We start from the raw sequence: 24,209 nt of genomic DNA, 5'->3' as shown, positions 1-24,209 counted from the left end.
GGAGTGAGTACGATGAATTGGATACAATCTTTGATCATTGCATGTTCCATGTATTCCAGGATCCCGATGCCGGTGATCGAATGGAATGAAAAAAATATGAAGTATGCGATGTGTTTTTTCCCGCTGATAGGCGTGGTAACAGGGGGTATACAGTATCTTGCCGGAAGCGTGATGTACCATCTTTCTGTAGGGAGAATTTTGCTCGCGGCGGTGATGACGTTACTCCCTGTCGTGGTAAGCGGCGGAATTCATCTGGATGGATTTATGGATACGATGGACGCGCTTGGTTCCTGCGGGGACCGGCAAAAGAAGCTGGAAATTCTGAAGGATTCTCACAGCGGAGCATTCGCTGTCATGGGAATGGGATGTTATCTGGTGTGGAGTCTGGGAATCTGGTCGGAACTTACGGAAGAAATGCTGGCACCGGCTGCGTGTATCTATGTCATTTCCAGAGCCCTCAGCGGATATTCGGTGGTCACTTTTCCTGCGGCGAAAGACAGCGGGCTTGCGCGGACCTTTAAGGATCGCGCACAGAAAAGAACGGTGCAGATTACGTCTGTCCTGTGGCTGCTTGCGGGAGCTGCGCTGATGTTGTGGACGGATGCACGTGCTTCGATAGGAGCGGCCATCGGCGTTTTCTGTTCCTGGGTCTATTATCGCAGGATCTGCAGAAAACAATTTGGAGGAGTGACAGGGGATCTGGCAGGATTTTTCCTTCAGGTCAGTGAACTTGCCATGCTGACAGGAATGGTGGTGATGCAGGCATGGAAGTGATATTGATCCGTCATTTTAAGACAAAAGGGAATCTGGAAAAAAGATATATCGGAAGAACGGATGAGCCGCTTGACCGGATGGCGATACCACAGCGTATGCAGGAGCTGAAGACCGAGCGGGTAATTGTAAGCCCGATGAAACGTTGCAGGCAGACCGCGGAGATCCTCTTCCCCGGGCAGACACAGACTGTCTGTGATAGCCTTAGGGAATGTGATTTTGGAGAGTTTGAAGGTAAGAATTATTTAGAATTGTCAGCGAATCCGCTTTATCAGGGATGGATTGATTCCGGCGGTACGATGCCATTTCCGGGAGGGGAAAGTCATGATGAATTCCGGAAACGGTGTGTGCAGGGATTTGAGCATATGATGGATCAGCTTGAGAAGGATGCCTGTAAAAATGCCGCTTTTGTTGTTCACGGAGGAACAATCATGTCAATTCTGGAAACGTTTGATCCGGAACACAGAGAATTTTATCACTGGCAGGCGGCAAACGGAGAAGGATTTCGAATTAAGATTCCGGACGAAGCATGGAAGTCCGGCAGAAAATATTTTGCGGAGATTGAGAAACTATGAGAATACTTTGTGTCTGTGTGGCAGGTTTTGTGCTGGATGCCATTTTGGGGGATCCGGTGTGGCTGTATCATCCGGTGCGGCTGATTGGGAAATGGATTGAAATCATGGAAAAGGTGCTTCGGGCGATATGCGGAGAAACAGACCGGGCGCTGCACGTGGCGGGGATCGTTCTCTGGTTTGCAGTCGTTATCGCTTCGACAGGGATTCCTGTAATTCTTTTATACTTTATAAATTCTGTAAATCCGTGGCTGGCATTTGTCGTGGAAATGTTCTGGTGCTATCAGATTCTTGCGGGGAAATCACTGAAAACGGAAAGTCGGAAAGTGTATGATCGTTTGAAGGAACATGATCTTCCTGGAGCGAGATATGCGGTCTCCATGATCGTCGGAAGGGACACGAAAAATCTGAGTGAGCAGGGTGTGACAAAGGCAGCTGTAGAAACGGTGGCTGAAAATACATCTGACGGGGTGATCGCGCCACTATTTTACCTGATGATAGGCGGGGCGCCCCTCGGATTTTTCTATAAAGCTGTGAATACGATGGATTCTATGGTAGGATATAAGAATGACAAGTATCTGTATTTCGGAAGGTTTGCTGCGAAAATGGATGATCTGTTCAATTATATTCCGGCAAGGCTTTCCGCATTTTTTATGATACTGAGTGCGTTTTGCCTTGGAATGGATGGCAAAGGAGCCCTTCGGATCTATTTGCGTGACCGGAGAAAACATGCCAGTCCCAATTCGGCACAGACAGAAGCAGTCTGCGCAGGGGCGCTGGGAGTACAGCTGGCGGGAGATGCATATTATTTTGGAAAATTATATCATAAGGAAACGATCGGTGATCCGGTCAGAGAAATAGAGGCGGAGGATATTGTCCGGGCTGGCCGTCTGATGGACGGAACAGCGGTGTTAACGCTGATCGTACTGGGCCTTCTCCGGATTGTGGTTCTTTAGAAATAATAGAAGAAGTGTACAAATCAACAGAAAGGGGAAGAACATTGGAATATATACATGGCGGAGATATTTACACATACACGGGAATGACAGACTTTTCCGTTAATGTAGGACCGTTTGGACCAAGTATGGCAGTGATGGAAGCGGCGAGAAAGGCAGTCGCTGAGATTGGTAATTATCCGGACAGCCGGTGCGGGAAGCTGAGAGAGGCGTTGGAAAAAGACACCGGAATACCGGGAAAACAGTTCGTCTTTGGAAACGGCGCTGCAGAGTTGATTTACGATGTGGTTCGTGCGGTGCGTCCGAAGAAGGCAGTCATCAGTGTTCCGACGTTTGCAGAGTATGAGCAGGCCCTTCAGACAGAGAAATGTGAAATTCTGTATCATGAAAAGAAAGAGGAGGAAGGATTTGCGCTGGGTGAGGATTTCCTGGAGTTTTTGCGGGATGATGTGGATATAGTGTTCCTTTGTTCACCGGATAATCCGTCCGGAAGAAGCGTGCCGAAAGGACTGCTTCGAAAAATACTGAGAATATGTGAAGAAAAACAGATCTTTATGGTGTTGGATGAATGTTTTCTGGATTTTATGGAGAATGCATCCGAAATGACAATGATAAAAGAAGCGGCAAAGAGCAGTTATCTCATGGTGATCCGGGCATTTACCAAAATGCATGCCATGCCCGGACTCCGCTCGGGGTATGCAGTGAGTAGAAATGAAAGCATTCTGGAGAAAATGGAACGATGTCGGCAGCCCTGGAATGTATCAATCCCTGCTCAGGCGGCATCACTTGCGGCACTTAAGGAAAAGAAAAGAGTGCAGACGACCAGGGAATTTATTACCAGGGAAAGAAAATGGATGGAAGAAGGGCTGGCGGAGATTGGAGTTACCTTCTTCCCATCGGAAGTAAACTACATTTTGCTGAAAAGTGATCTGGATCTGTTTGAGAAGATGAAGGAATATCGGATCCTGATCCGGGACTGCAGCAATTACCGGGGACTCGAGAAAGGATTTTACAGGATTGCGATCCGGCAGCGCGGGGATAATCACAGATTGCTGGAAGCATTGTATGATATATATTCGAAGAGTGTGAAGGTAGAAGAAACGGAGGAGACAGATGGCGAAATCGATCATGATCCAGGGAACGATGTCTAATGTGGGCAAGAGTATTCTTGTCGGAGGGCTATGCCGCATTCTGAAGCAGGACGGCCTTCGCGTAGCACCGTTTAAATCCCAGAATATGGCACTCAATTCCTTTATCACCACGGAAGGTCTGGAGATGGGGCGCGCTCAGGTGATGCAGGCTGAGGCGGCAGGTATTCAGCCGTCTGTTGATATGAATCCAATCCTGCTGAAACCGACCACGGATACGGGATCGCAGGTAATCGTGCGGGGTGAAGTGACGCGAACGATGTCTGCATCGGAATATTTTCGAAAAAAGAAAGAATATATACCGATGATTCTGGAAGCGTATCATCGGTTGGAAGAACAGTATGATGTTATTGTGATCGAAGGTGCCGGGAGTCCGGCCGAGATCAATCTGAAACAAAATGATATTGTCAATATGGGACTGGCGGATATGGTGGATGCGCCGGTCCTTCTGGCGGGCGATATAGATCGTGGCGGAGTGTTTGCACAGATCGTGGGGACGATTGAACTTCTGGAAGAACATGAGAGGATGCGGGTCAAAGGAACGATCATCAACAAATTCCGGGGGGACAAAGGAATTCTGAAACCGGGACTTACGATGTTGGAGGAAAGAACCGGGATACCGGTCTGTGGGGTGGTACCGTATCTGCACCTTGACATTGATGAAGAGGACAGTCTGACGGAGCGGTTTGAAAGAAAAGGTGGTTCCGGCCTGGCAGACATTGTTGTCATACGGCTTCCGAGAATCTCGAATTTTACAGATTTTGCACCGCTGGAACACAGGAAAGAACTTTCTGTCCGATATGTCTCATCTGCAAGGGATTTTGGTAATCCGGATGCGGTTCTGATCCCGGGGAGCAAGAATACGATGGAAGATCTGTTGTGGATGCGCCAGAATGGTCTGGAAGGGAAAATACTCCGGCATGCGTCTTCCGGAAAATTAGTTTTCGGGATCTGTGGCGGATATCAGATGCTGGGAGAGGAGATTCTTGATCCTGAACAGGTGGAAAAAGGCGGCAGCATTCAGGGAATGGGACTGCTTCCGGTTTGCACTGTTTTTCAGGGGGAAAAGACAAGGAGCAGAATTCATGGATGTTTCGGTGATACACAAGGAATCCTAAGCGGACTTTCCGGATCACATCTGGAAGGATATGAGATCCATATGGGCAGGACAACTCTGAGAAAAGGAAACCCGCTCCTTAAGATTCAGGAAGAACTGCATGAAGAGACGGGAAAAGTGGATGGCACCTGGCAGGGAAATGTGTATGGTTGTTATATCCATGGAATCTTTGATTCGGCTGAAGTGTCGGACGGATTGGTAAGGGCTGTCTTAAAAGCAAAGGGAGTGGATACGGATCAAGTCATGACGATGGATTACAACCGATATAAGGAAAATCAATATGACCTTCTCGCAGATGCCCTGCGGGAGAATCTGGATATGAATTATATTTATGAAGTAATTGAGAAAGGGATGAAGATGCCATGCAGTCTGTGATTCGAATCGGAAGCAGAAAAAGTAAGCTTGCGGTGATACAGGCCGAAATTGTAAAAAAACGGATTTTGCAGTTTCATCCGGAACTGGAAATTGAAATTGTAACGATGAAAACAACCGGAGATAAGATCCTGCATCAGAGCCTTGAGAAGATCGGGGGAAAGGGGCTGTTTGTGAAAGAACTGGATCATGCACTCATGGAGGGCAGGATCGATCTGGCAGTGCACAGTCTGAAAGATATGCCTTCGGAAATATCGAAGGAGTTACCGGTCTTTGCATTTCCGAAAAGAGGAGATCCGCGGGATGTGCTGGTCTATTCAGAGCAGGCCGTGCAAACGGGAAGGCTACAGATCATTGGGACCGGCAGCAGGAGAAGGCAGATCCAGATGGCAGAACGGTTTGGGGACTGCAGATTTGAAGGAATACGGGGAAACATCCGGACCCGCCTGGAGAAGCTGGAGACGGAGTCATACGATGCTCTTGTACTGGCGGCAGCAGGACTTCAACGGCTGGGGATGGAGTCGCGGATCGGAAGATATTTCGATGTGGAGGAAATGATCCCGGCAGCGGGTCAGGGGATTTTGGCAGTGCAGGGAAGAAAAGGAGAAAACTGGATCTGGGAAGAGATTCTGGATCACAGAGAGACGCGAGCAGCAGCGCTTGCTGAACGGCAGTTTATTGCGGAACTGGGAGGAGGGTGTACATCACCGGTTGCGGCACACGCGAGGACGAAAGGGGAAGAACTCTGTCTGTCGGGACTTTATTATCGTGAGTCGGATGGTCGGTTTTTTAAGGAAAAGATCGCGGGGACTTGTCAAAAAGCGCAGGAAGCAGGCGCCCTGCTTGCAAAAGAGATGAGACGGAAATATGGTGATTGATAAAAAAATCAGGGAGACGGACATGGAGCAGCAAGGAAAGGTATGGCTTGCGGGAGCAGGACCCGGCGATGTCGGCCTATTAACAATAAAAACAAGAAAAATCATGGAGGAGGCAGATACAATCGTATATGATGCACTGGTCAGTACAGAAATCCTCAGCTTGATTCCGGATGAAAAAGAAATGATTGATGTAGGAAAACGCCAGGGAAATCATCCTGTCCCGCAAAAAGAGATCAATCAGATTTTGCTGGAAAAGGCAATGGAAGGAAAAAAGGTACTCCGTCTTAAAGGCGGGGATCCATTTGTGTTTGGAAGAGGAGGAGAGGAGGCAGAAGTGCTTGCGGAACACGGAATACTATTTGAAGTGGTTCCGGGAGTTACATCTGCAGCAGCTGTTCCGGCCTATGCAGGAATTCCGGTGACACATCGCGATTACACGTCTTCTTTTCATGTAATTACAGGACATCCGAGAAAAGACGGAAGCAGCCGGATCGATTATCCGGCGTTGGTTTCATTAAAGGGGACATTGGTTTTCCTCATGGGGATCACTTCGCTTGGAAAGATCTGTCGTGGACTTATGGATGCAGGTATGGATCCAGATACCATGGCAGCTGTCATAGCGAAAGGAACAACGGCTGGACAAAAAAATGTGGTTTCCACGTTGGAACATTTGGAAGACGAAGTCCTGCTTTCCGGAATCGGGACACCTGCATTGGTCGTAGTCGGGTCGGTCTGTTCACTGGCAGGACGGTTTGCTTGGAGGGCAGCTCTGCCTCTTAACGGGAAACAGATTGTAGTGACCAGACCCAGGGAAAATCCGGGACATCTGGCTGGGTGGCTGAGAACATTAGGAGCACAGGTCATTGAAATGCCTACTATACGTACCAAGGTGATCTCGCCGAATGAGAGACTATGTGAAGTGATGAAAAAATTCGGAACATGTGCCGATCAGGAATGGCTGGTATTTACCAGTGTGATCGGTGTGCGGGTATTCTTTCAGGAACTGAAACATCTTAAAATCGATCTGCGGCAGCTGCTTGGGGGACCGGCGGATATAAAAATTGCCGCAATCGGTGCTGCAACAGAAAGGGAGCTTGCAGGAACAGGCATTTTTGCGGATGTGGTTCCGGAGATTTTTAACGCGGAGAGTCTGGGAACTTGTATTGCAGAAAAGGCAGCTCCGGGAAGTCATATCGTCATTGTGCGGGCGGAGCAGGGATCTCCCGAATTGTTGCCTCCACTTGCGAGAAAGAGACTTGCTGTTGAAGATATTCCGCTCTATACTACGGTGTATACAGAAAATGATGCTGTGACCGGAAGAGTGAAGCATCTGCTTGAAAATGGAGAAATTGATATCGTAACATTTACCAGCGCTTCTACGGTAAGAGGGTTCGTGGCTTCTTTCGAGAAGAGTGGATTTGAAAACATGTGTGCAGTTTGTATCGGGGAGCAGACAAAAAGAGAAGCCGAGCGTTGCATGAAGACATCGGACGAGAGAAATGCACTACAGATTCTGACGGCAGAAGAAGCCTCAGAAGAAGGAATCCTTCAGACAATTTGTGATCATTTCCTGCAGAATACGAAAAGAGAATGAATATGGGGAACTATATTATAAAAAGAATTTTAACAGGCATTTTTTCTTTGTTTGTTCTGATCACGGTTACATTTTTCCTGACGAGAAGTATGCCCGGAAGCCCATTTCAGAGCAGCAACATTTCACCCAATATGGTAGAAACGATGGAAAAAGAATATGGACTGGATGAACCGGCAGCAGTTCAGTATAAGAATTACCTGACAGGCTTGTTAAGGGGAGATATGGGGATTTCTTATAAAAAGCAGGGTGTACGGGTTTCTGATGTAATCGCAAGGGCCTGGCCGTATACGGTGAAAGTCGGAGGACTGGCAATCCTGACGGCGCTTGTTTTGGGAACGGCGCTGGGAATCTGTCAGGCGTGCAGTAGAAAGACTCTGGTAAGAGAAGGAATTTTTATCGGAACTGTACTTGGAGGTGCGATTCCGAATTTTGCGGCGGCAGTCTTGCTTTTGCTGATATTTGGAGTAAAGCTTGGGTGGTTCCCGGTTTCCGGTCTTTTATCCCGGGCGCATTATGTGCTCCCGGTCTTATCTCTTGCTTTATATCCGACTACGGTTGTGGCTAGAATGATGAACCAGTCCATACGGGAGGAGTCTGCAAAAGAATATGTGGTCATGGCAAAAGCGAGGGGAATCAGCCAGAAGAAAATTTTGTATTGTCATATTCTGAGGCATGCGTGGACTTCGATCCTGGGGTATCTGGGCCCTGCGGCCGCTTATCTCATTACCGGAAGTTTTGTGACGGAAACGGTATTTAATATCCCGGGACTTGGAAGAGAATTTGTGAATGCGGTATCCGGAAGAGATTATACGATGATCATGGGACTCACAATCTTTATGGGAATGGTCGTTATTATCGTTAATCTGGCAATGGACATCCTGCGCATGATACTGGAACCGTCGGTAAGGAGGAGCAAATGAAGACTTTCTGGAAAAGTAAATACAGCCGTCTGGGAATCTGTATACTGCTGGTATTGACTTTTTTTACGGTTTTGGTTCCGTTTCTTCCGTTTTATGATCCGGTTACGCAGAATGCAGATCTGAGAAATGCAGGTAGTTCTTTGATGCATTTGTTTGGCACCGATAAATTTGGCCGTGATATTTTCAGCAGAGTGTGGTATGGGGCCGAAATCAGTATGAAGGTGGGCATTCTTGCCAGTCTGATCTCATCGATAGTGGGACTTCTGTATGGCGGGATTGCCGGATATGCCGGAAAGAAAACGGATATGATCATGATGCAGGCAGCAGATATTGTGGATTCGATTCCATCGCTTTTGTATGTCATCCTGTTCATGCTGCTTTTCGGAGCCAGTGTAAAAACGGTGATTTTGGGAATCTGTATCTCCGGGTGGACACGGATGGCGCGCGTAGTTCGTGGCGAGATTCTGCGATTAAAAGAGATGGATTACATTCTTGCGGCCCGTCTCGAGGGATCCGGGGCAATGCGGATTCTGATCAAACAGATGCTTCCGAATCTGAAGGAAAAAGTGATTTTGAACGCAGTACTGCTTGTCCCGGAAGCTATTTTCACAGAGGCTTTTTTGAGCTTTCTGGGTGTTGGAATTGCTGCACCGGCTGCAAGTCTTGGAACTCTGATCCAGGAGGCAAGAAGCCAGATGCAGATTTATCCTACACAAATGATGTGGCCGGTACTGGTGCTGGTCTTATTGATCTTTTCGCTGAATCTGATCGTCAGGGAGAATTAGGTTATGAGTTTACTTAAAATAGATGATTTAAGTGTAAAATTTCATAAACGGCAGGAAGGAGACGGTGTAGTAAACCATTTCTCATTTGAGCTGAGAGAGGGAGAAATCACTGGACTGGTGGGGGAATCCGGTTGTGGAAAGACCACGGCAATGCGAGCGGTCTTGGGACTGCTTTCTTCAGAGACAGAGGTTTCTTTTGGGTATATGGAAGCCGAAGGAGAAGAAATCCTGCGAGGATACCACGAAATGGGCGGGGATTGTCCGGAAAAGATGAAGAAATTGAGAGGACATGTAATTTCTATGGTGTTCCAGGAACCGTCGGCGTATCTGGATCCTGCAATGACGGTGGGAAAACAGCTGACAGAGACGATAAGAGAGCATGCTCGATGTGGAAGGAAAGATGCGGAACAAGAAGCCGGTAAGCTTCTCAAAATGGTGGAGATCACGCGGGAGAAAGAGGTAATGAAGCAGTATCCGTTCGAACTGTCGGGAGGAATGTGCCAAAGGGTTTCAATCGCACTTGCGCTTGCCTGTCATCCGTCTGTTTTAATTGCGGATGAGCCGGTGACTGCGTTAGATGAAGCCATCCAGGAAGATATTCTGATCCTTCTTCGGCGGATCGCAAAAGAAAATGACATGGCAGTCATGCTGATCAGTCATGATCTGAGTGCGGTCGCTTCTATCTGCGACAGAGTTCTGGTTATGAAGGAAGGAAGTCTGATAGAAGAAGGTTCTGTGGAAGAGATTTTCCAAACACCCAGACACGAATATACAAGAGAATTGCTGCGATGTGTGAAAAATCTGGATCAGAGGGAACTTCGGGAGGTCCAAAGAAATGCAGAAGAGATTCTGAAGCTTGAGCATGTGAGTAAATCTTACAAAGTGACAGAAGCGGTCAAGGATGTGAGTCTGACGATTTTTCGAGGAGAATGCTATGGCATAATCGGGGAGAGCGGATGTGGTAAAACGACGCTTGCACGGATGATAACCGGAATGTTGAGACCGGATGCGGGAGAAATTCGGTATATGGGAAAGCCTATTGTGCCTTTAAGAAAATGGAAAAAGAACCGGCATCAGGAAGGAATACGTATGATTTTCCAGAATCCTCTTACAGCTTTGAATCCGGCATTAACAATCGAACAAATGTTGACGGAGACGATTTTTGCCGGTGGGAAAACAGACAAAATAGAAATGAGAGAGCACTATGTAACAGTATTGGAAAGAGTTGGAATGGGAGAAGAGGTATTGACGAAATATCCGGATGAATTTTCGGGAGGACAGAGACAGAGACTTGCTCTTGCCCGTGCACTCTTAAGAAATCCCAGCTTCCTGGTCTGCGATGAGCCGGTATCGGCACTGGATTTTCCGGTGCAGGAACAGATACTGAGGCTATTAAAGGAAATACAGAAAAAAGAGAAAGTGACAATTTTATTTATTTCTCATGATTTACATGCAGTGCACTTTTTATGCCAGAGAACGTGTGTGATGTATCTGGGAACGATGGTTGAAGAGGGCTACACAGATGAGGTTTATAGGAAGCCTCTTCATCCCTATACCAGAGCACTTCTGAATGCAGGACACAGAACAGAACCAGAAAGTGTAAGGCAGAACTCAGAATCTGAAAATATGAATCTGGAGAATACAAATATGAGAGAGGAAGAGTCACATGGTTGTCCTTATGCCGGAAAATGTCCGGATGTCAGAGCGTATTGTTATCGAAAACGTCCAAAGATGTATTCAATCGATGGACGAAGAGTGGCATGTTTTTTATATACGGAACGGTAAACAAGAGGAGAGACAGGATGAAGAGAATATATGCAGTATTGACAGTGCTTCTTGCTGTCAGTTTGATTTGCGGCAGCTGTAGCCAAAAGAAAGATGAAATAAGAAATGAAGAGAAGGAGCTTACAGTGGCAATCAGTGCAGATACCGGATCAATGGATCCGGCCGGAAGTATCGCGCTGACCTACCTCGCGTATTCTGTAACTGCACTGGATGAACTTCTGACATATGACTCTGATGGAAGGATTGAGTACCGCGCAGCTAAATCTTATGAAGTGAATGAAGACTCAACGATTTGGACATTTCATCTGCGGGAAGAGGCGGTGTGGTCGGACGGAAGTCCGGTCACTTCTTCTGACTTTGTAAATACAATGCAGCGTGCGCTGGATCCGGTGAGCCAGAGCGGATATGCTGTCTATCTCTTTCCGATCCGGAATGCAGAGGCAATCTATAATGGGGAAAAAGGGATAGAAGAACTGGGGGTGGAGACTCCGGATGAGTATACACTGATTTTTCATCTTGAAAGTCCCTGTGTGTATTTCCTGGATCTGCTGCGCCTTCCGGTCTATACGCCATCCTGTCAGAAATATGCGACTGAGACCGGAAACGGCTGGGATAAAGATCCATCGACCAGTGTCTCAAACGGTCCTTTTTATCTGAAAGAATATGTGCCGGAACAGTATTTTGTGCTGGAAAAGAACGAACGGTACTGGAATGCAGATCAGATCCAATTGAACAGAATCACGTACCGCTTTTTTGCAGATCAGCAGTCCATGGCGAATGCATATGAGGCGGGAGAAGTGGATGTGGCGACTTCTCTCCCATCCTATGTTATGGAACTGTATCAGGGAAAAGCAGATCTGGTTGTGACAAATCAGATCGCAACACGGTACATTTACCCGAATCTGGATGTGGAGCCGCTTCAGGACGTGCGGGTCCGGAAAGCACTGAGTCTCGCAATCGAGCGGGAAGAACTCTGTAAAATCGTAGGCGATGATACGGAACCTACCGTCAATCTTGTCGCAAAGCGCATGAAAGATAAGGCTACCGGCAATTATTTTGTGGAAGAAGCGGATCCTCCATTTGAAGAGAATATAGAAGAAGCCAGAGAACTGCTGGCGGAAGCAGGCTATCCGAACGGAGAGGGCTTCCCGACATTGACTTATAATTACCCTACACTGGAGTTGGATTCGGATACGGCGCAGGTTCTGAAGGAACAGCTGAAACGAAATCTGAATATCAACGTGGAACTGAAGGCGCAGGAACTTCAGGTTAATTATTCCGATCGCCATGCAGGAAATTTTGAATTGTGCCGGATGAACTGGACGGCGGATTTCACAGATCCATATACCTATTTGTCGCTCCTTCTTACCAACAGTACATATAATTGCAGCGGAGTGAAGGATGCAGAATATGATGCACTGGTAAAGGCATCGGACTCTGAGACGGATCCGGAGAAACGATCACAGCTTCTTCATCAGGCGGAACAGCTTGCGGTGGGAAAGCAGTTTTATGTGATACCGTTATTCTCGATGAAGAGCTGCAATTTGATACGGCCGGAAATTATCGGGATTACGCAGATAGCCGCTACCGGTGCACTGGAATACCGGTACGCAGACAGGAGGTAGGAGTATGTTCCATCTGGTGACAGGAGGAAGCGGAAGCGGAAAATCGGAATACGCAGAACAGCTGATCATGGAATTTGGAGAAAAAGAGCCCTGGAGAAAACGGTATTACCTTGCTACGATGATGCCCTTTGGGGAGGAGACAAAACAGAAAATCGAACGCCACCGGAAAATGAGAGAAGGAAAAGGGTTCTGTACTGTTGAATGCTATCTGGATTTGAAAAAACAGCTTATCGGGCTGTTTGATGAAGAAAAACAAGCATGTAAACCATTGGTTTTGTTGGAGTGTATGTCGAATCTTGCCGCAAATGAACTATATGAAGAGAACGGTGCAGGGGAGAATTCGGCTGAAATAATTATGGAAGGAATCCGCTTTCTTGTCGATCACAGCTGTCTGCTTGTGGTCGTTACAAATGAAGTTTTTGCCGAAAGTGTACCGGATTCCCCCGAGATGACTGTATATAAAGAGGTGCTTGGGACGGTCAACTGCCGTATGGCAGGAATGGCAGATCAGGTAACGGAAGTGGTTTACGGAATTCCGGTGGAGGTGAAGAGATGAGAATGATCATTGGCGGGGCATTCCAGGGAAAAATGGAATATGCCCAAAAAGAATATCCCGGGATCAGATGGGTGGATGGAGCGGCGTGCTCGGAAGAAGAGCTGCTTCAGTGTGAAGGAGTCTATCATTTTCATCTGTATATCCGAAAGTCAATGGAAAAATATGAAGAGATGAGACTGTTTGCAGACAGAATCATTCGGGAAAATCCACAAATTGTGATCATAACAGATGAAATTGGATACGGACTCGTCCCGATCGATGCTTTCGAGCGCAGATATCGTGAAGAGACAGGACGGATCTGCACCAGGCTTGCAGCATTTTCCGATCGGGTGGACCGGGTGGTGTGTGGTATCGGACTGCCAATCAAAGGAGGAGATGTGCGATGAAAATAGAATTGGAGCAGGTAAAGCCTGCGGAGATAGAAAAGAGAAGTTTTGAGATTATTACAGAGGAACTGGGAGATACGATCCTCATTCCGGGGACGGAGCCGATCGTAAAGCGATGTATCCATACCAGCGCTGATTTTGATTATGTCGACAATCTGGTTTTTTCGGATCATGTTGTGGAAAGGGCGCTTAAAGCCCTGCGCGGCGGTGCGTCGATCGTGACGGACACTCAGATGGGAAAATCAGGGATCAACAAAAAGAAGCTGGCTGAATACGGAGGACACGTGTACTGCTTTATGTCCGATGAGGACGTGGCAGAGGCCGCAAAAAAGGGAGGAACAACCCGTGCCCAGGCCAGCATGGACAAAGCGGCCGGGTTAAGCGAGAAGCTGATTTTCGCAATCGGTAACGCGCCGACAGCGCTGGTGAGATTGTATGAATTAATTAAAGAAGGTAAAATAAATCCCGAGCTGATCATCGGAGTGCCGGTGGGATTTGTGAATGTGGTACAGTCCAAAGAGCTGATCCTTGGACTGAAGGATACACCTTATATCGTCGCAAAGGGAAGAAAAGGAGGAAGCAATATCGCAGCATGTATCTGCAATGCCCTTCTTTATATGCTGGATCAGGAGGCGTAAACCATGCGAAAGTCTTATTTCCCTATGTTTGTGGATATTTCGGAGAAAAAGATCGTTGTGATCGGGGCAGGCGTGATCGCGGCACGGCGTATACGGACCCTTTTGGCATTTTCAGGGAACATTCATGTCATAGCATCTGAGATATGTGAAGAGGTCCTGAGACTGAAAGAAGAACAGAAGGTTCATTGTATCAGAAAAAAGTTCGAAGAGCAGGATCTTGCGGGGGCGGACATCGTGTTCGCAGCCACTAACAATCACAGATTGAACAGGCAGATCGTGTGTTACTGTAATGCACATGGAATCCCGGTCAATACTTGTGATCAGAAAGAACTGTGCGATTTTTATTTTCCATCTATTGTTATAAAAGACGAAATCGTGATCGGAATTGGCTCCGGTGGGACGGATCCCGGAAAAGTAAAATCTGTCAGAGAAAGAATTGAAGGGATGTTGGAGTGAACGGTGTACGCTGTACAAAGACAAAAATATGAGGTTTGTGCAAATTGTTGCAGCGTATTTGGTAAAAATATATAAAAATACGGGATTGGGTTTGTACTTTGTGCATAAATGTGTTCTTCAGTGAAAAACGTTTGTTTATGTGCGTGGCACAAAAACATAAACTTGTAGAATGTGCGCAATACACGGAAAAAAGTGTTGAAAATCCGGCTGATTTTCCTTATGATATAAGTAACGGTTAAGGGAAATATTTCAAGCACGGAGGTTGAAAACATGAATGATAATATGATGTGGGCACTGGTGAAAGAAAAACCGGAACAGGGACTTTGGATGAAGAGAGTACCGATCCCGGAGGTTGGACCAAATGATGTGAAGATCAAGATCCACAAAAATGCAATTTGTGGTACGGACGTACACATTTATCAGTGGAATGACTGGGCACAGCACACGATCCCGATCGGACTTACAGCCGGACACGAGTATGTAGGCGAAGTTGTAGAAGTCGGAGCCGGTGTACAGGGATTCAAACCGGGCGATCTGGTATCCGGTGAAGGACATATCACCTGCGGCAAATGCCGTAACTGTCTGGAAGGACACAAGGAGAACTGTAAAGATGCAAAGGGCGTTGGCGTAAACAGAAACGGTGCGTTTGCTGAGTATCTGGTAATTCCGGCATCCAATGTATGGCCATGCAACCCGGCTATCGATGAGGAACTCTATGCAATCTTTGATCCGTTTGGAAATGCAACACATACAGCACTTTCTTATGATATGCTTGGCGAAGACGTTCTGATTGCAGGTGCCGGCCCGATCGGTATTATGGCAGCAGCAATCGCAAAATTCTCAGGAGCAAGACATGTTGTTATTACAGATATGAACCAGTATCGTCTGGATCTTGCGAAGAAACTCGGAGCAACAAGAACGGTCAATCTGACACAGGAAAAACTGCCGGATGTCATGAAGGAAATCGGAATGACAGAAGGATTTGACGTGGGTCTTGAAATGTCCGGAAGCCAGGTGGCTCTTCATGATATGATCCACAACATGAAACATGGTGGAAATATCGCACTTCTGGGTCTTCAGAGAACAGATGCTACGGTAGATCTGGAGACCGTAATCTTCAACGGATTGAATATCCGCGGTATTTACGGAAGAAAAGTATGGGATACATGGTACAAGATGTCTACTATGGTTCAGGCCGGACTGGATATCTCTCCGATCATCACGCATCGTTTTGACATCAGAGATTACGAAAAGGGATTTGCAGCAATGATTTCCGGAGAATCAGGAAAAGTAATTCTTGACTGGGCACATATCAACGATTAATAGAAAGGGGACCGCAGTAAATGGCACGTAAGAATGATATTTTAAGTATTTATACAAAAGAAGTAGAGGACATTAAGGAAGCAGGACTTTTTAAAGGCGAGGCTCCGTTCGTTTCTCCGCAGGGAGCTAGAGTAAAGATGGAAGACGGCAGAGAGTTGCTTTGCATGTGTGCAAATAACTATCTTGGACTGGGAGACAGCCCGCGTCTGATTGAAGCAGCAAAGAAAACATATGATGAAAAGGGATACGGAGTTGCATCTGTCCGTTTTATCTGTGGAACACAGGATATTCATAAACAGCTCGAGAAGAAGATATCCAGCTTCCTCGGAACCGATGACACGATTCTGTACTCTTCCTGCTTTGATGCAAACGGTGGTCTTTTTGAGACGATCCTGACGGCAGAAGACGCAGTGATCAGTGATGAACTGAATCATGCATCCATCATCGACGGAGTACGTCTCTGCAAAGCAAAACGTTTCCGTTATAAAAACAACAATATGGAAGACCTGGAAGCACAGCTGAAAGCTGCAGATGAAGCAGGCGCAAGAATCAAACTGATCGCAACAGACGGTGTGTTCTCTATGGACGGAATCATCTGCAATCTGAAAGGTGTATGTGATCTTGCTGATAAATACAATGCGCTGGTTATGGTTGATGACAGCCATGCCGTTGGCTTTGTAGGAAAACATGGACGCGGAACTGCAGAGTACTGCGGTGTAGAAGGACGTGTTGATATCATTACCGGAACACTTGGAAAAGCACTTGGCGGAGCTTCCGGCGGATATACGAGCGGACGTAAGGAAATCATCGATCTTCTTCGTCAGAGAAGCCGTCCGTACCTGTTCTCCAATTCTCTTGCACCGGCAATCGCAGGCGCAAGCATAGAGATGTTCAACATGCTGGAAGAAAGCACAGAGCTTCGCGATCACTTGGAAGAAGTGACTGCTTACTACCGCAAACAGCTCGTTGATAACGGCTTCGACATCATTCCGGGAACCCACCCATGCGTACCGGTTATGCTGTATGACGAAAGACTGGCAGGCGAATATGCAAAGAAAATGATGGAAAAAGGTGTATACGTAGTAGCCTTCTCTTATCCGGTCGTACCGAAGGGAAAAGCAAGAATCCGTACACAGGTTTGCGCAAGCCATACAAAAGAAGATATCGATTTCATTGTAAAATGCTTCAAGGAAGTTAGAGAAGAAATCGGAAGATAATTATAGATAGATTTTGGAGGATGTCTCTTTGGGGGAAGGAGATGTCCTCTTTTTTATGTGTTTCGGATAAAGGGGAGAATAGTTGTCAATGATGAAGAATGTTCAGTTGTAAACAACGAAAGGAACTGATATACTGGAAAAGAATATATTCAAAGCCAGAGATTTGCTTTTGAAGGCGAATGGCAGTAATTGCGTAATAGATATGATGGAGCATTACAAATGAAAGAATGGAAAGAAAGATTCGATGAAACATCACTGGAATGGGGCAAAAAGGCATGCTTGAACAGAAAGGTTGTTGATTTGACCAGGACAGAGAAAGGGTATTCGGCAGCAGTATTAGAGAGACAACGAGCAGAGGTTGTTATCAAAATGACGGATGATGACATTTCACGTATGAACTGCCAGTGCGCAATCGCGAAAAGTGGGAAAAACTGCAGGCACATGGCGGCAGTACTCTATGCGATTGACATGAGAAAAGAGGCAGAACAGAGTCGAAAAAATGAAGAGGAACTCATGAAGCTATGGAGGGAGAACGAAGAAAAGCATGCAGCAGAAGAGCAAAAAAAATCGAAGCTTCAGATAAAAAGGAGAAGAACAGCATATGAAAAAGAAGAACTGAAGCGTCGTGAAGAAGAAAGAGCTGTGGAAGAAAAGAAACGCCTGGAGGAGGAAGAAGCGGCACGCGAAAAGAGACGAATCGAAGAAGAAAAAGCTGTGGAAGAAAAGAAACGTCAGGAAGAAGAAAAAGCTGCAAAGAAGCTTGCCAGAGAGCAGAGAAAAGCGAAAAAAGCACGGCAGGATGAGGAACGAAAGAAAATAGCAGAACAGCGCCGCGAAAAAGAGGCGGAGAGAATCCGTGCGGAAGAGGCCAGGAAGGAAGAAATCCGAAATAAGAAAAAGGAAGAAGCGAAAAGGCGAGAAGAAAAACGGCGTCTGGAGGAAGAAGGAAAACGCAGAGCTGAAGAACTGAAAAAAGAGGAAGAAAAGCGCAAGGCTGAGAAACTCAGGAAGGCAGAAGAAGAACGGATTGCAGAGGAACTGCGCCGAAAAGAAGAACAGCGGCTGGCCGAGGAGAGAATGCTGTCTGAAGTAAAGAAGCGTCAGCAGGAAAGAGCAAGAAGACAGATGCTGAAAAAGGATTATGAGACTTTGGAAAATCCATGGCATGATGACTCAGAAGAAATGGATTCAGAAAAGGCTCAAAAGAGAATGAATGCATTAGAGAACTATTCTTACTTCAGACCCGAGGTTATCAGAAATGCGATGAAATTTTCGAAGGCAGTGCAGAGTGAAGCTGAGAAAGTGATCAGAAACGGCAAACTCAGATTAGATGAGGTAGGAACCGGTTATAATCAGATGACAAGAGAAATACTGGGACAGATCAGTTTCAGTTGTGAGGAAGACGGGATCGAATTTCCGGTTTATGTCCAGTTTGCCAGAGATGAACTGTTGTCTCTTCAGTGTCATTGCCCTGAGTGCCGGATGAATTATTATGGCTGGTATTATTCGAAGAATCAGTTTTGCAAGTATAAGGCGGGAGCCTTACTTGAGACAGAAAGGATTTTAAAGGATCAGAACATCGGAGATGCAACGGACTACAGTGGAAAACGGGTCCTTTCCTCTTTTTCCAATAAACGAATGACGAAATTTGTGTCGGATATGGAAGCAGAACCGAAGAATCTGCGTCTGGTTCCGAGACTGGTCATGAAGGATGGAAAACTGACACTGACTTTCAAGGTGGGAGAGAACAAACTGTTTGTAGTAAAAAAATTGAATGAATTCTGTGAGAATGTTAAGAATGCTTCAACGGCAGTGTATGGAAGCAGTACGAATATTAATCATAATATTGAGAATTTCACAGAAGAAAGCCGGAAATGGATCCATTTTATTAATCAGATTGTCCGGGATGAGAATGCATTTGCGCGGAGAATGATGGAATCAAGAAACTATTATTCTTACCAGAAGCAGGATGTGGGAGGTTCTGTTGATCTCTATGGATGGAGGCTGGACGAATTCTATAATCAGATGGGAGGAGAGCCTGTCGAGTACGAAAACCGCGACAAGTCACCGGTGAAAAAGATTTATCTGGAACCGGGAATCGGTGAACCGAAGATCCAGATGAGAATCAGTGCGGATACACTGGGGACGCACAAGGAATTCCATGGAGTGAGAGTCAGAGGAAACTTGCCGGAATTATTCTATGGAGTAGATACAGCCTACTATATCAGTGGTACTCATTTTATGAAAGTGGAACCAGAATTTCTTGGCAAAATGGAACCTCTGACAAGAGCGGCTGATGGTGGCTCAATTGCCTTCTTGGTAGGACGCAATCATATGGCAGAGTTTTTTTACCGTACTCTTCCACAATTACGTGAAGTAGCAGATATTACGGAAGCGGAACCGGAAAAATTCCGTTCGTATCTGCCGCCGGAAGTACAGTTTCGATTTGATCTGGATGCACCGGAGCAGGATGTCGTATGCCGTGCACTGGCGTGTTACGGAGAACAGGAGTTCTCTCTGACTGACTATTTTGATGATGAATTAATTGAAAACATGGCTGCCTTTCGTGATTATGAGAGAGAACAGGAAACCATAGCATATCTGTTTCAGTATTTCCCCGAAATTAATTGGGAAAGTGAAAGCTTCAGTTGTGGAAAAGATGAGGAACGAATCTATAATCTGATGAAGAACGGGCTGGATAAGATGCTGGAGCTGGGCGAAGTGAGATGCACGAAAAGCTTCCTGGGATACCGTACGATCAATAGAGTTCGTGTATCTGCGGGGGTATCTGTCTCCGAGGGAATGCTGAATCTGGAAATTTCGACTACGGATGTACCGATGCAGGAACTGTTGGAACTTCTGCAGAGTTATCGCACAAAGAAAAAATATTACCGGTTAAAGGATGGCTCCTTCGTTGATCTGGAGAATTCTCCACTGGAAGCTTTAAATGAGATGATTCAGGGACTGCATGTGAAGCCGAAAGAGTTCCTGAAAGGCAAACTACATCTTCCGATGTATCGGACGCTTTATCTGGATAAACTGCTGGAAGAAAACGAGAGCATTTACAGTAACAGAGACAGTCATTTCCGTAAGATCATTAAAGGATTTAAGACGGTAAAGGAAGCGGACTTTGAAGAGCCAGAGAGTTTAAGCAAAGTGATGCGTCCTTACCAGAAAGATGGATTTAAGTGGCTGCGAACACTGGAGGAGTGGGGATTTGGCGGAATCCTTGCGGATGATATGGGACTTGGGAAGACGCTGCAGGCGATTGCTGTGCTTCTTTCTGCAAAACAAGAAGGAAAAGAAGGAACGTCTCTAATCATAGCGCCGGCTTCTCTGGTCTTCAACTGGCAGGAAGAGTTCAGCCGCTTTGCATCGGAACTTCGGGTAAATGTGGTTGCCGGTACGCAGAATGAGCGCCGGAATATTGTTGAAAACTGGAAGGATGTGGATGTGCTGATTACGTCTTATGACCTGCTCAAACGTGATATTGGGTTTTATGACGAAAAAACATTTCTCTATGAGATCATTGATGAAGCGCAGTATATAAAAAATCATTCAACAGCTGCAGCCAAAGCAGTTAAGGTGATACAAAGCAAAACCAGGTATGCTCTGACGGGAACTCCGATCGAGAATCGCTTAAGTGAGCTTTGGAGCATCTTCGATTATCTCATGCCGGGATTCTTATATTCTTACGAAGCTTTCCGAAAAGAACTTGAGATTCCGATTGCAAAGAATCGGGATGAGGCTGCTACAAGAAGACTACAGAAGATGACGGCTCCTTTCATCCTGAGAAGGCTGAAAGAGAATGTTTTGAAAGACCTTCCGGAGAAAATGGAAGAAATCAGGTATGTCAAGTTTGAAGATACACAGCAGAAGTTATATGATGGACAGGTACTGCATTTGAAACAGGTAATTTCCGAGCAGGACAATCAGGAGTTTAATAAGAATAAGCTGCAGGTATTAGCGGAAATCACGAAGCTTCGGCAGATTTGTTGCGATCCTTCGCTTTGTTTTGAACACTATCGCGGAGAAGCCGCGAAGGTTGATGCATGTCTGGATCTGGTGCAGAGTGCGATGGATGGCGGACATCGTATCCTGCTGTTTTCACAGTTTACTTCTATGCTGGATATTTTGAAGGAGAATTTTGATAAGGCGGGAATCCCGTATTTCCTGATAACGGGAAGCACCGCAAAAGAAAAACGTCTTGAGCTTGTCAGGGAATTTAACGAAGGAGATACGCCGGTATTTTTGATTTCATTGAAAGCAGGTGGAGTCGGACTTAATCTTACCGGTGCAGATGTGGTCATCCATTATGATCCATGGTGGAATCAGGCGGTTCAGAATCAGGCGACAGACCGTGCGCACCGAATCGGTCAGACGCGGAAAGTGACAGTGTATAAACTCCTGGCGAAGAACACGATTGAGGAGAAGATTCAAAAGCTGCAAGAGAAGAAAACTGATCTTGCTACCCAGATCTTAAGTGGAGAGAATGGATATTTGGGAAGTATGAACCGAGATGAATTGCTGGAACTTCTGGATTCCAATCAGGCATAAAAAAGGGGAACGCAGTTTTGCGTTCCCTTTTAAAACATTTGCATTTCAATTACTGATTCAATGCGCCCAGAGACTCATAGAATTCCGGGTAAGAGACATCGACACACCGGCTGTCCTGTATTGTGGTCGTTCCCGCAGCAGCAAGTCCGGCGATGGAAAATGCCATTGCGATGCGGTGATCCAGATAGCTGTTGATGTCCGTGCCGTGGAGAGGATTTCCACCGTGGATGATCATGCCGTCTTCGGTCGGAACCACGTCTGCGCCCATGGCAAGCAGAGCTTCCGTTGTTGTTTTGATCCGGTCGGTTTCCTTCACTTTGAGTTCAGCGGCATCTTTGATCACAGTTGTTCCTTCTGCGAAAGCTGCCATTACAGCGATCATTGGAATCTCGTCAATGAGAGTCGGGATGATCGCACCTTCTACCGTCGTACCGTGAAGTGAACTGGATCTTACAAGCAGATCGGCGGTCGGTTCTCCGCTGGCACTGGTCTGGTTTACATAAGTGATATCAGCGCCCATAGCGCGGCATACTTCGAGAAGTCCGGCGCGGGTCGGGTTGATCCCGACATTTCGGATGAGCAGTTCAGAGTTCGGCACCAGAAGTCCGGCGGCAATGAAATATGCCGCGGAAGAAATGTCACCGGGAACCTGAATCTGCCGGGCAAAAAGTTCTTCGCATGGCTGAATGGAGGCCGTGGCGCTTCCGTCGTCATGATTGATGGTTATTACATTTGCCCCAAATCCATTCAGCATCAGCTCCGTATGATTGCGGGACAGCGTAGGCTCTGTAACTTCAGTCACACCGTCGGCATAAAGTCCTGCGAGAAGAACGGCGGATTTGACCTGCGCGGATGCCACTCTGGAACGATAGTGAATATGTTTCAGCTCCGGGTGTGATCCGGGATTCAGGTGATGGTTGATCTGAAGCGGCGCACAGCCATTACCGTTCTGACTTTGAATATCGGCACCCATAAGGGACAGCGGTTCCATAATCCGTTTCATGGGGCGCGAATTCAGAGAGGCATCTCCCGATAAAGTGGTGGCAAAGGGCTGCCCGGAGAGGATTCCGGAGATCAGGCGGGTGGTTGTACCGCTGTTCCCGACATCCAGCGTTCCGGCCGGAGCGGTCAGACCATGAAGCCCCCTGCCGTGAACCAGTATCTTTTCCGGCGTATTCTCAATTTCGATCCCCATAGCGCGGAAACATCCGATCGTAGACAGACAGTCCGCTCCCTGAAGAAAATGAGTAATCTCAGTTGTACCTTTGGCCAGTGCCCCGAACATAACGGAACGATGGGAAATGGACTTGTCTCCGGGGATTTCAATCTCACCGTGAAGTCCGTGGGAAGTATGAATTTCCATAATTATGTATATTCCTTTCTGATTGTAGATTCGTTATCTTTCATATATGATATACCGATGCTTTCTGAGCAGAGCGGAAGCTTTATCGCAGGAATTGCCGTCGTAGAATTCAATTCTAAGAACGCCTTCTTCAAATTCGCGGTTATTTACAATTCCGATATTCTTGATATTGACACCGCCGCACGCAAGGATCGTAGCGATTGTTGCAATGCCGCCGGTCTCATCCGGTATGTCGCAGTAGATGGCGAACGTCTTCCGGATCGGTCCCGATGAACCGTCAGGGATCGAATTCCTGTAATTTCTGGAATGGTCAAACATATCATAAATTGCCTGAGAATCGCCTGCATCGATCAGTGATTTAGCCTGAGTCAGCATCTGAATATATTCATCCAGAATCCGGGAAATATTCTTTCCGTTCTGAAGGCAGATATGCTGCCACATCGTCGGTGAAGAAGAAGCAATCCTTGTGATATCCTTAAAACCGCCCGCCGCAAGATTCTTCATCAGTTCATCCGGAGTATCGGTATCCCGCACAAAATTAACCAGGGATGCGGCGATAATATGCGGAAGATGACTGATCGTGCCGGTAATCTGATCATGGATCTGATAATCAAGCACGACAGGAATGGAATGGAGAGCCTCCACGAACTCGGAATAGCTCTGTATTTTTTCTTTGGAAACTTCCGGAGAAGGAGTAAGGATGAAATAAGCGTTTTCAATTAAAAGCGGTTTGGAATTTGCAAATCCGCTTTTCTCAGAACCGGCCATCGGGTGACCGCCTATGAAGTATTTTCCCAGTCCCAGACGTTCAATCTCCTCATGCATCGGAGTTTTTACACTCCCAACGTCAGTGAGAATCAGTCCGTCATGGAGATAGGGCGTCATCATCTTCAGGTATTCGGTATTAAATGCCACAGGGGCACAGAGGAAAATGTAGTCGCAGTCGCGGAAATTGTCATCGATCGACGTGCAGGCTACATGAATGACCGATTCCTGTGTTGCAAGTGCCAGTGTTTCTTTATTATTATCGAATGCAATTATCTCGTAATCCGGATAGTAACGGCGGATGGCCCGGGCAATGGACCCGCCGATCAGTCCGAGACCAATAAATCCGATTTTCTTCTGTTTCATAGCTAAAGAATCCTTTCTAAACATTAACTTTCATTTTAAATGATAAAACGAATTCTGTC

General features: G+C 46.5%; 20 protein-coding genes. 18 read left to right on the top strand and 2 right to left on the bottom strand.

Going from position 1 to position 24,209, the window contains the following annotated elements:
- Positions 1–12: 12 nt before the first annotated feature.
- The 18 genes from ACTNA4_RS01930 (at position 13) to ACTNA4_RS01845 (ending at position 21,656) form a co-directional block, all read left to right on the top strand.
- On the top strand, positions 13–774 hold the full coding sequence (locus tag ACTNA4_RS01930) for an adenosylcobinamide-GDP ribazoletransferase (protein WP_427807225.1): 762 nt from the start codon (positions 13–15) through the stop codon (positions 772–774).
- Positions 765–1,346, top strand: a complete 582-nt coding sequence (locus tag ACTNA4_RS01925; protein ID WP_441028323.1) for a histidine phosphatase family protein — start codon at positions 765–767, stop codon at positions 1,344–1,346. Before ACTNA4_RS01930 ends, ACTNA4_RS01925 begins: the two co-directional genes overlap by 10 nt.
- Positions 1,343–2,299 (top strand): adenosylcobinamide-phosphate synthase CbiB, encoded by a 957-nt coding sequence (gene cbiB / locus ACTNA4_RS01920; protein WP_427807227.1) that lies wholly within the window; start codon positions 1,343–1,345, stop codon positions 2,297–2,299. The genes ACTNA4_RS01925 and cbiB overlap by 4 nt, the downstream gene beginning before the upstream one ends.
- Positions 2,300–2,343: 44 nt before the next feature.
- A complete protein-coding gene (locus ACTNA4_RS01915; RefSeq protein WP_441028321.1) occupies positions 2,344–3,450 on the top strand; it encodes a pyridoxal phosphate-dependent aminotransferase in 1,107 nt (368 codons plus the stop codon).
- The gene (locus tag ACTNA4_RS01910) at positions 3,413–4,939 is read left to right on the top strand and encodes a cobyric acid synthase (RefSeq protein WP_441016756.1); all 1,527 of its coding nucleotides are present in this window, start codon (positions 3,413–3,415) and stop codon (positions 4,937–4,939) included. Before ACTNA4_RS01915 ends, ACTNA4_RS01910 begins: the two co-directional genes overlap by 38 nt.
- Positions 4,927–5,814: a hydroxymethylbilane synthase gene (hemC, locus tag ACTNA4_RS01905; protein WP_427807230.1), complete on the top strand. Its 888-nt coding sequence runs from the start codon at positions 4,927–4,929 to the stop codon at positions 5,812–5,814. The genes ACTNA4_RS01910 and hemC overlap by 13 nt, the downstream gene beginning before the upstream one ends.
- Complete coding sequence (gene cobA / locus ACTNA4_RS01900; protein ID WP_427807231.1) at positions 5,804–7,408, top strand: uroporphyrinogen-III C-methyltransferase; 1,605 nt, start codon at positions 5,804–5,806, stop codon at positions 7,406–7,408. The genes hemC and cobA overlap by 11 nt, the downstream gene beginning before the upstream one ends.
- A gap of 2 nt (positions 7,409–7,410) precedes the next feature.
- Positions 7,411–8,328 (top strand): ABC transporter permease, encoded by a 918-nt coding sequence (locus ACTNA4_RS01895; protein ID WP_427807232.1) that lies wholly within the window; start codon positions 7,411–7,413, stop codon positions 8,326–8,328.
- On the top strand, positions 8,325–9,113 hold the full coding sequence (locus ACTNA4_RS01890) for an ABC transporter permease (protein WP_427807233.1): 789 nt from the start codon (positions 8,325–8,327) through the stop codon (positions 9,111–9,113). The genes ACTNA4_RS01895 and ACTNA4_RS01890 overlap by 4 nt, the downstream gene beginning before the upstream one ends.
- 3 nt (positions 9,114–9,116) lie before the next feature.
- Positions 9,117–10,898, top strand: a complete 1,782-nt coding sequence (locus tag ACTNA4_RS01885) for a dipeptide ABC transporter ATP-binding protein (RefSeq protein ID WP_441028319.1) — start codon at positions 9,117–9,119, stop codon at positions 10,896–10,898.
- A 17-nt stretch (positions 10,899–10,915) separates the two neighbouring features.
- Positions 10,916–12,523 carry a peptide ABC transporter substrate-binding protein gene (locus ACTNA4_RS01880; protein ID WP_441028317.1) on the top strand — a complete coding sequence of 536 codons (1,608 nt, stop codon included), beginning with the start codon at positions 10,916–10,918 and terminating at the stop codon, positions 12,521–12,523.
- Between the two features lie 4 nt (positions 12,524–12,527).
- Complete coding sequence (locus ACTNA4_RS01875) at positions 12,528–13,079, top strand: bifunctional adenosylcobinamide kinase/adenosylcobinamide-phosphate guanylyltransferase (RefSeq protein ID WP_427807236.1); 552 nt, start codon at positions 12,528–12,530, stop codon at positions 13,077–13,079.
- Positions 13,076–13,465: a bifunctional adenosylcobinamide kinase/adenosylcobinamide-phosphate guanylyltransferase gene (locus ACTNA4_RS01870; RefSeq protein WP_441028315.1), complete on the top strand. Its 390-nt coding sequence runs from the start codon at positions 13,076–13,078 to the stop codon at positions 13,463–13,465. Before ACTNA4_RS01875 ends, ACTNA4_RS01870 begins: the two co-directional genes overlap by 4 nt.
- A complete protein-coding gene (locus tag ACTNA4_RS01865; RefSeq protein WP_427807239.1) occupies positions 13,462–14,103 on the top strand; it encodes a precorrin-8X methylmutase in 642 nt (213 codons plus the stop codon). Before ACTNA4_RS01870 ends, ACTNA4_RS01865 begins: the two co-directional genes overlap by 4 nt.
- A 3-nt stretch (positions 14,104–14,106) precedes the next feature.
- Positions 14,107–14,559: a precorrin-2 dehydrogenase/sirohydrochlorin ferrochelatase family protein gene (locus ACTNA4_RS01860; protein WP_427807240.1), complete on the top strand. Its 453-nt coding sequence runs from the start codon at positions 14,107–14,109 to the stop codon at positions 14,557–14,559.
- Between the two features lie 270 nt (positions 14,560–14,829).
- On the top strand, positions 14,830–15,882 hold the full coding sequence (gene tdh / locus ACTNA4_RS01855) for an L-threonine 3-dehydrogenase (protein ID WP_427807241.1): 1,053 nt from the start codon (positions 14,830–14,832) through the stop codon (positions 15,880–15,882).
- Positions 15,883–15,902: 20 nt separating this feature from the next.
- Positions 15,903–17,099, top strand: coding sequence for a glycine C-acetyltransferase (locus ACTNA4_RS01850; RefSeq protein WP_427807242.1), 1,197 nt, complete (start codon positions 15,903–15,905; stop codon positions 17,097–17,099).
- Between the two features lie 219 nt (positions 17,100–17,318).
- Positions 17,319–21,656 carry an SNF2-related protein gene (locus ACTNA4_RS01845; RefSeq protein ID WP_441028313.1) on the top strand — a complete coding sequence of 1,446 codons (4,338 nt, stop codon included), beginning with the start codon at positions 17,319–17,321 and terminating at the stop codon, positions 21,654–21,656.
- Positions 21,657–21,705: 49 nt separating this feature from the next.
- Here the strand turns inward: ACTNA4_RS01845 and aroA are convergent, their stop codons facing one another.
- A complete protein-coding gene (aroA, locus tag ACTNA4_RS01840; protein ID WP_277647229.1) occupies positions 21,706–23,019 on the bottom strand; it encodes a 3-phosphoshikimate 1-carboxyvinyltransferase in 1,314 nt (437 codons plus the stop codon).
- A gap of 33 nt (positions 23,020–23,052) precedes the next feature.
- On the bottom strand, positions 23,053–24,150 hold the full coding sequence (locus ACTNA4_RS01835) for a prephenate dehydrogenase/arogenate dehydrogenase family protein (RefSeq protein WP_441016744.1): 1,098 nt from the start codon (positions 24,148–24,150) through the stop codon (positions 23,053–23,055).
- Between the last annotated feature and the right edge of the window lie 59 nt (positions 24,151–24,209).

Origin of the sequence: Bariatricus sp. HCP28S3_A7 (assembly GCF_052066375.1) — a bacterium.
Lineage (GTDB): Bacteria > Bacillota > Clostridia > Lachnospirales > Lachnospiraceae > Allocoprococcus.
This window is presented reverse-complemented; position numbering and strand designations above follow the sequence as displayed.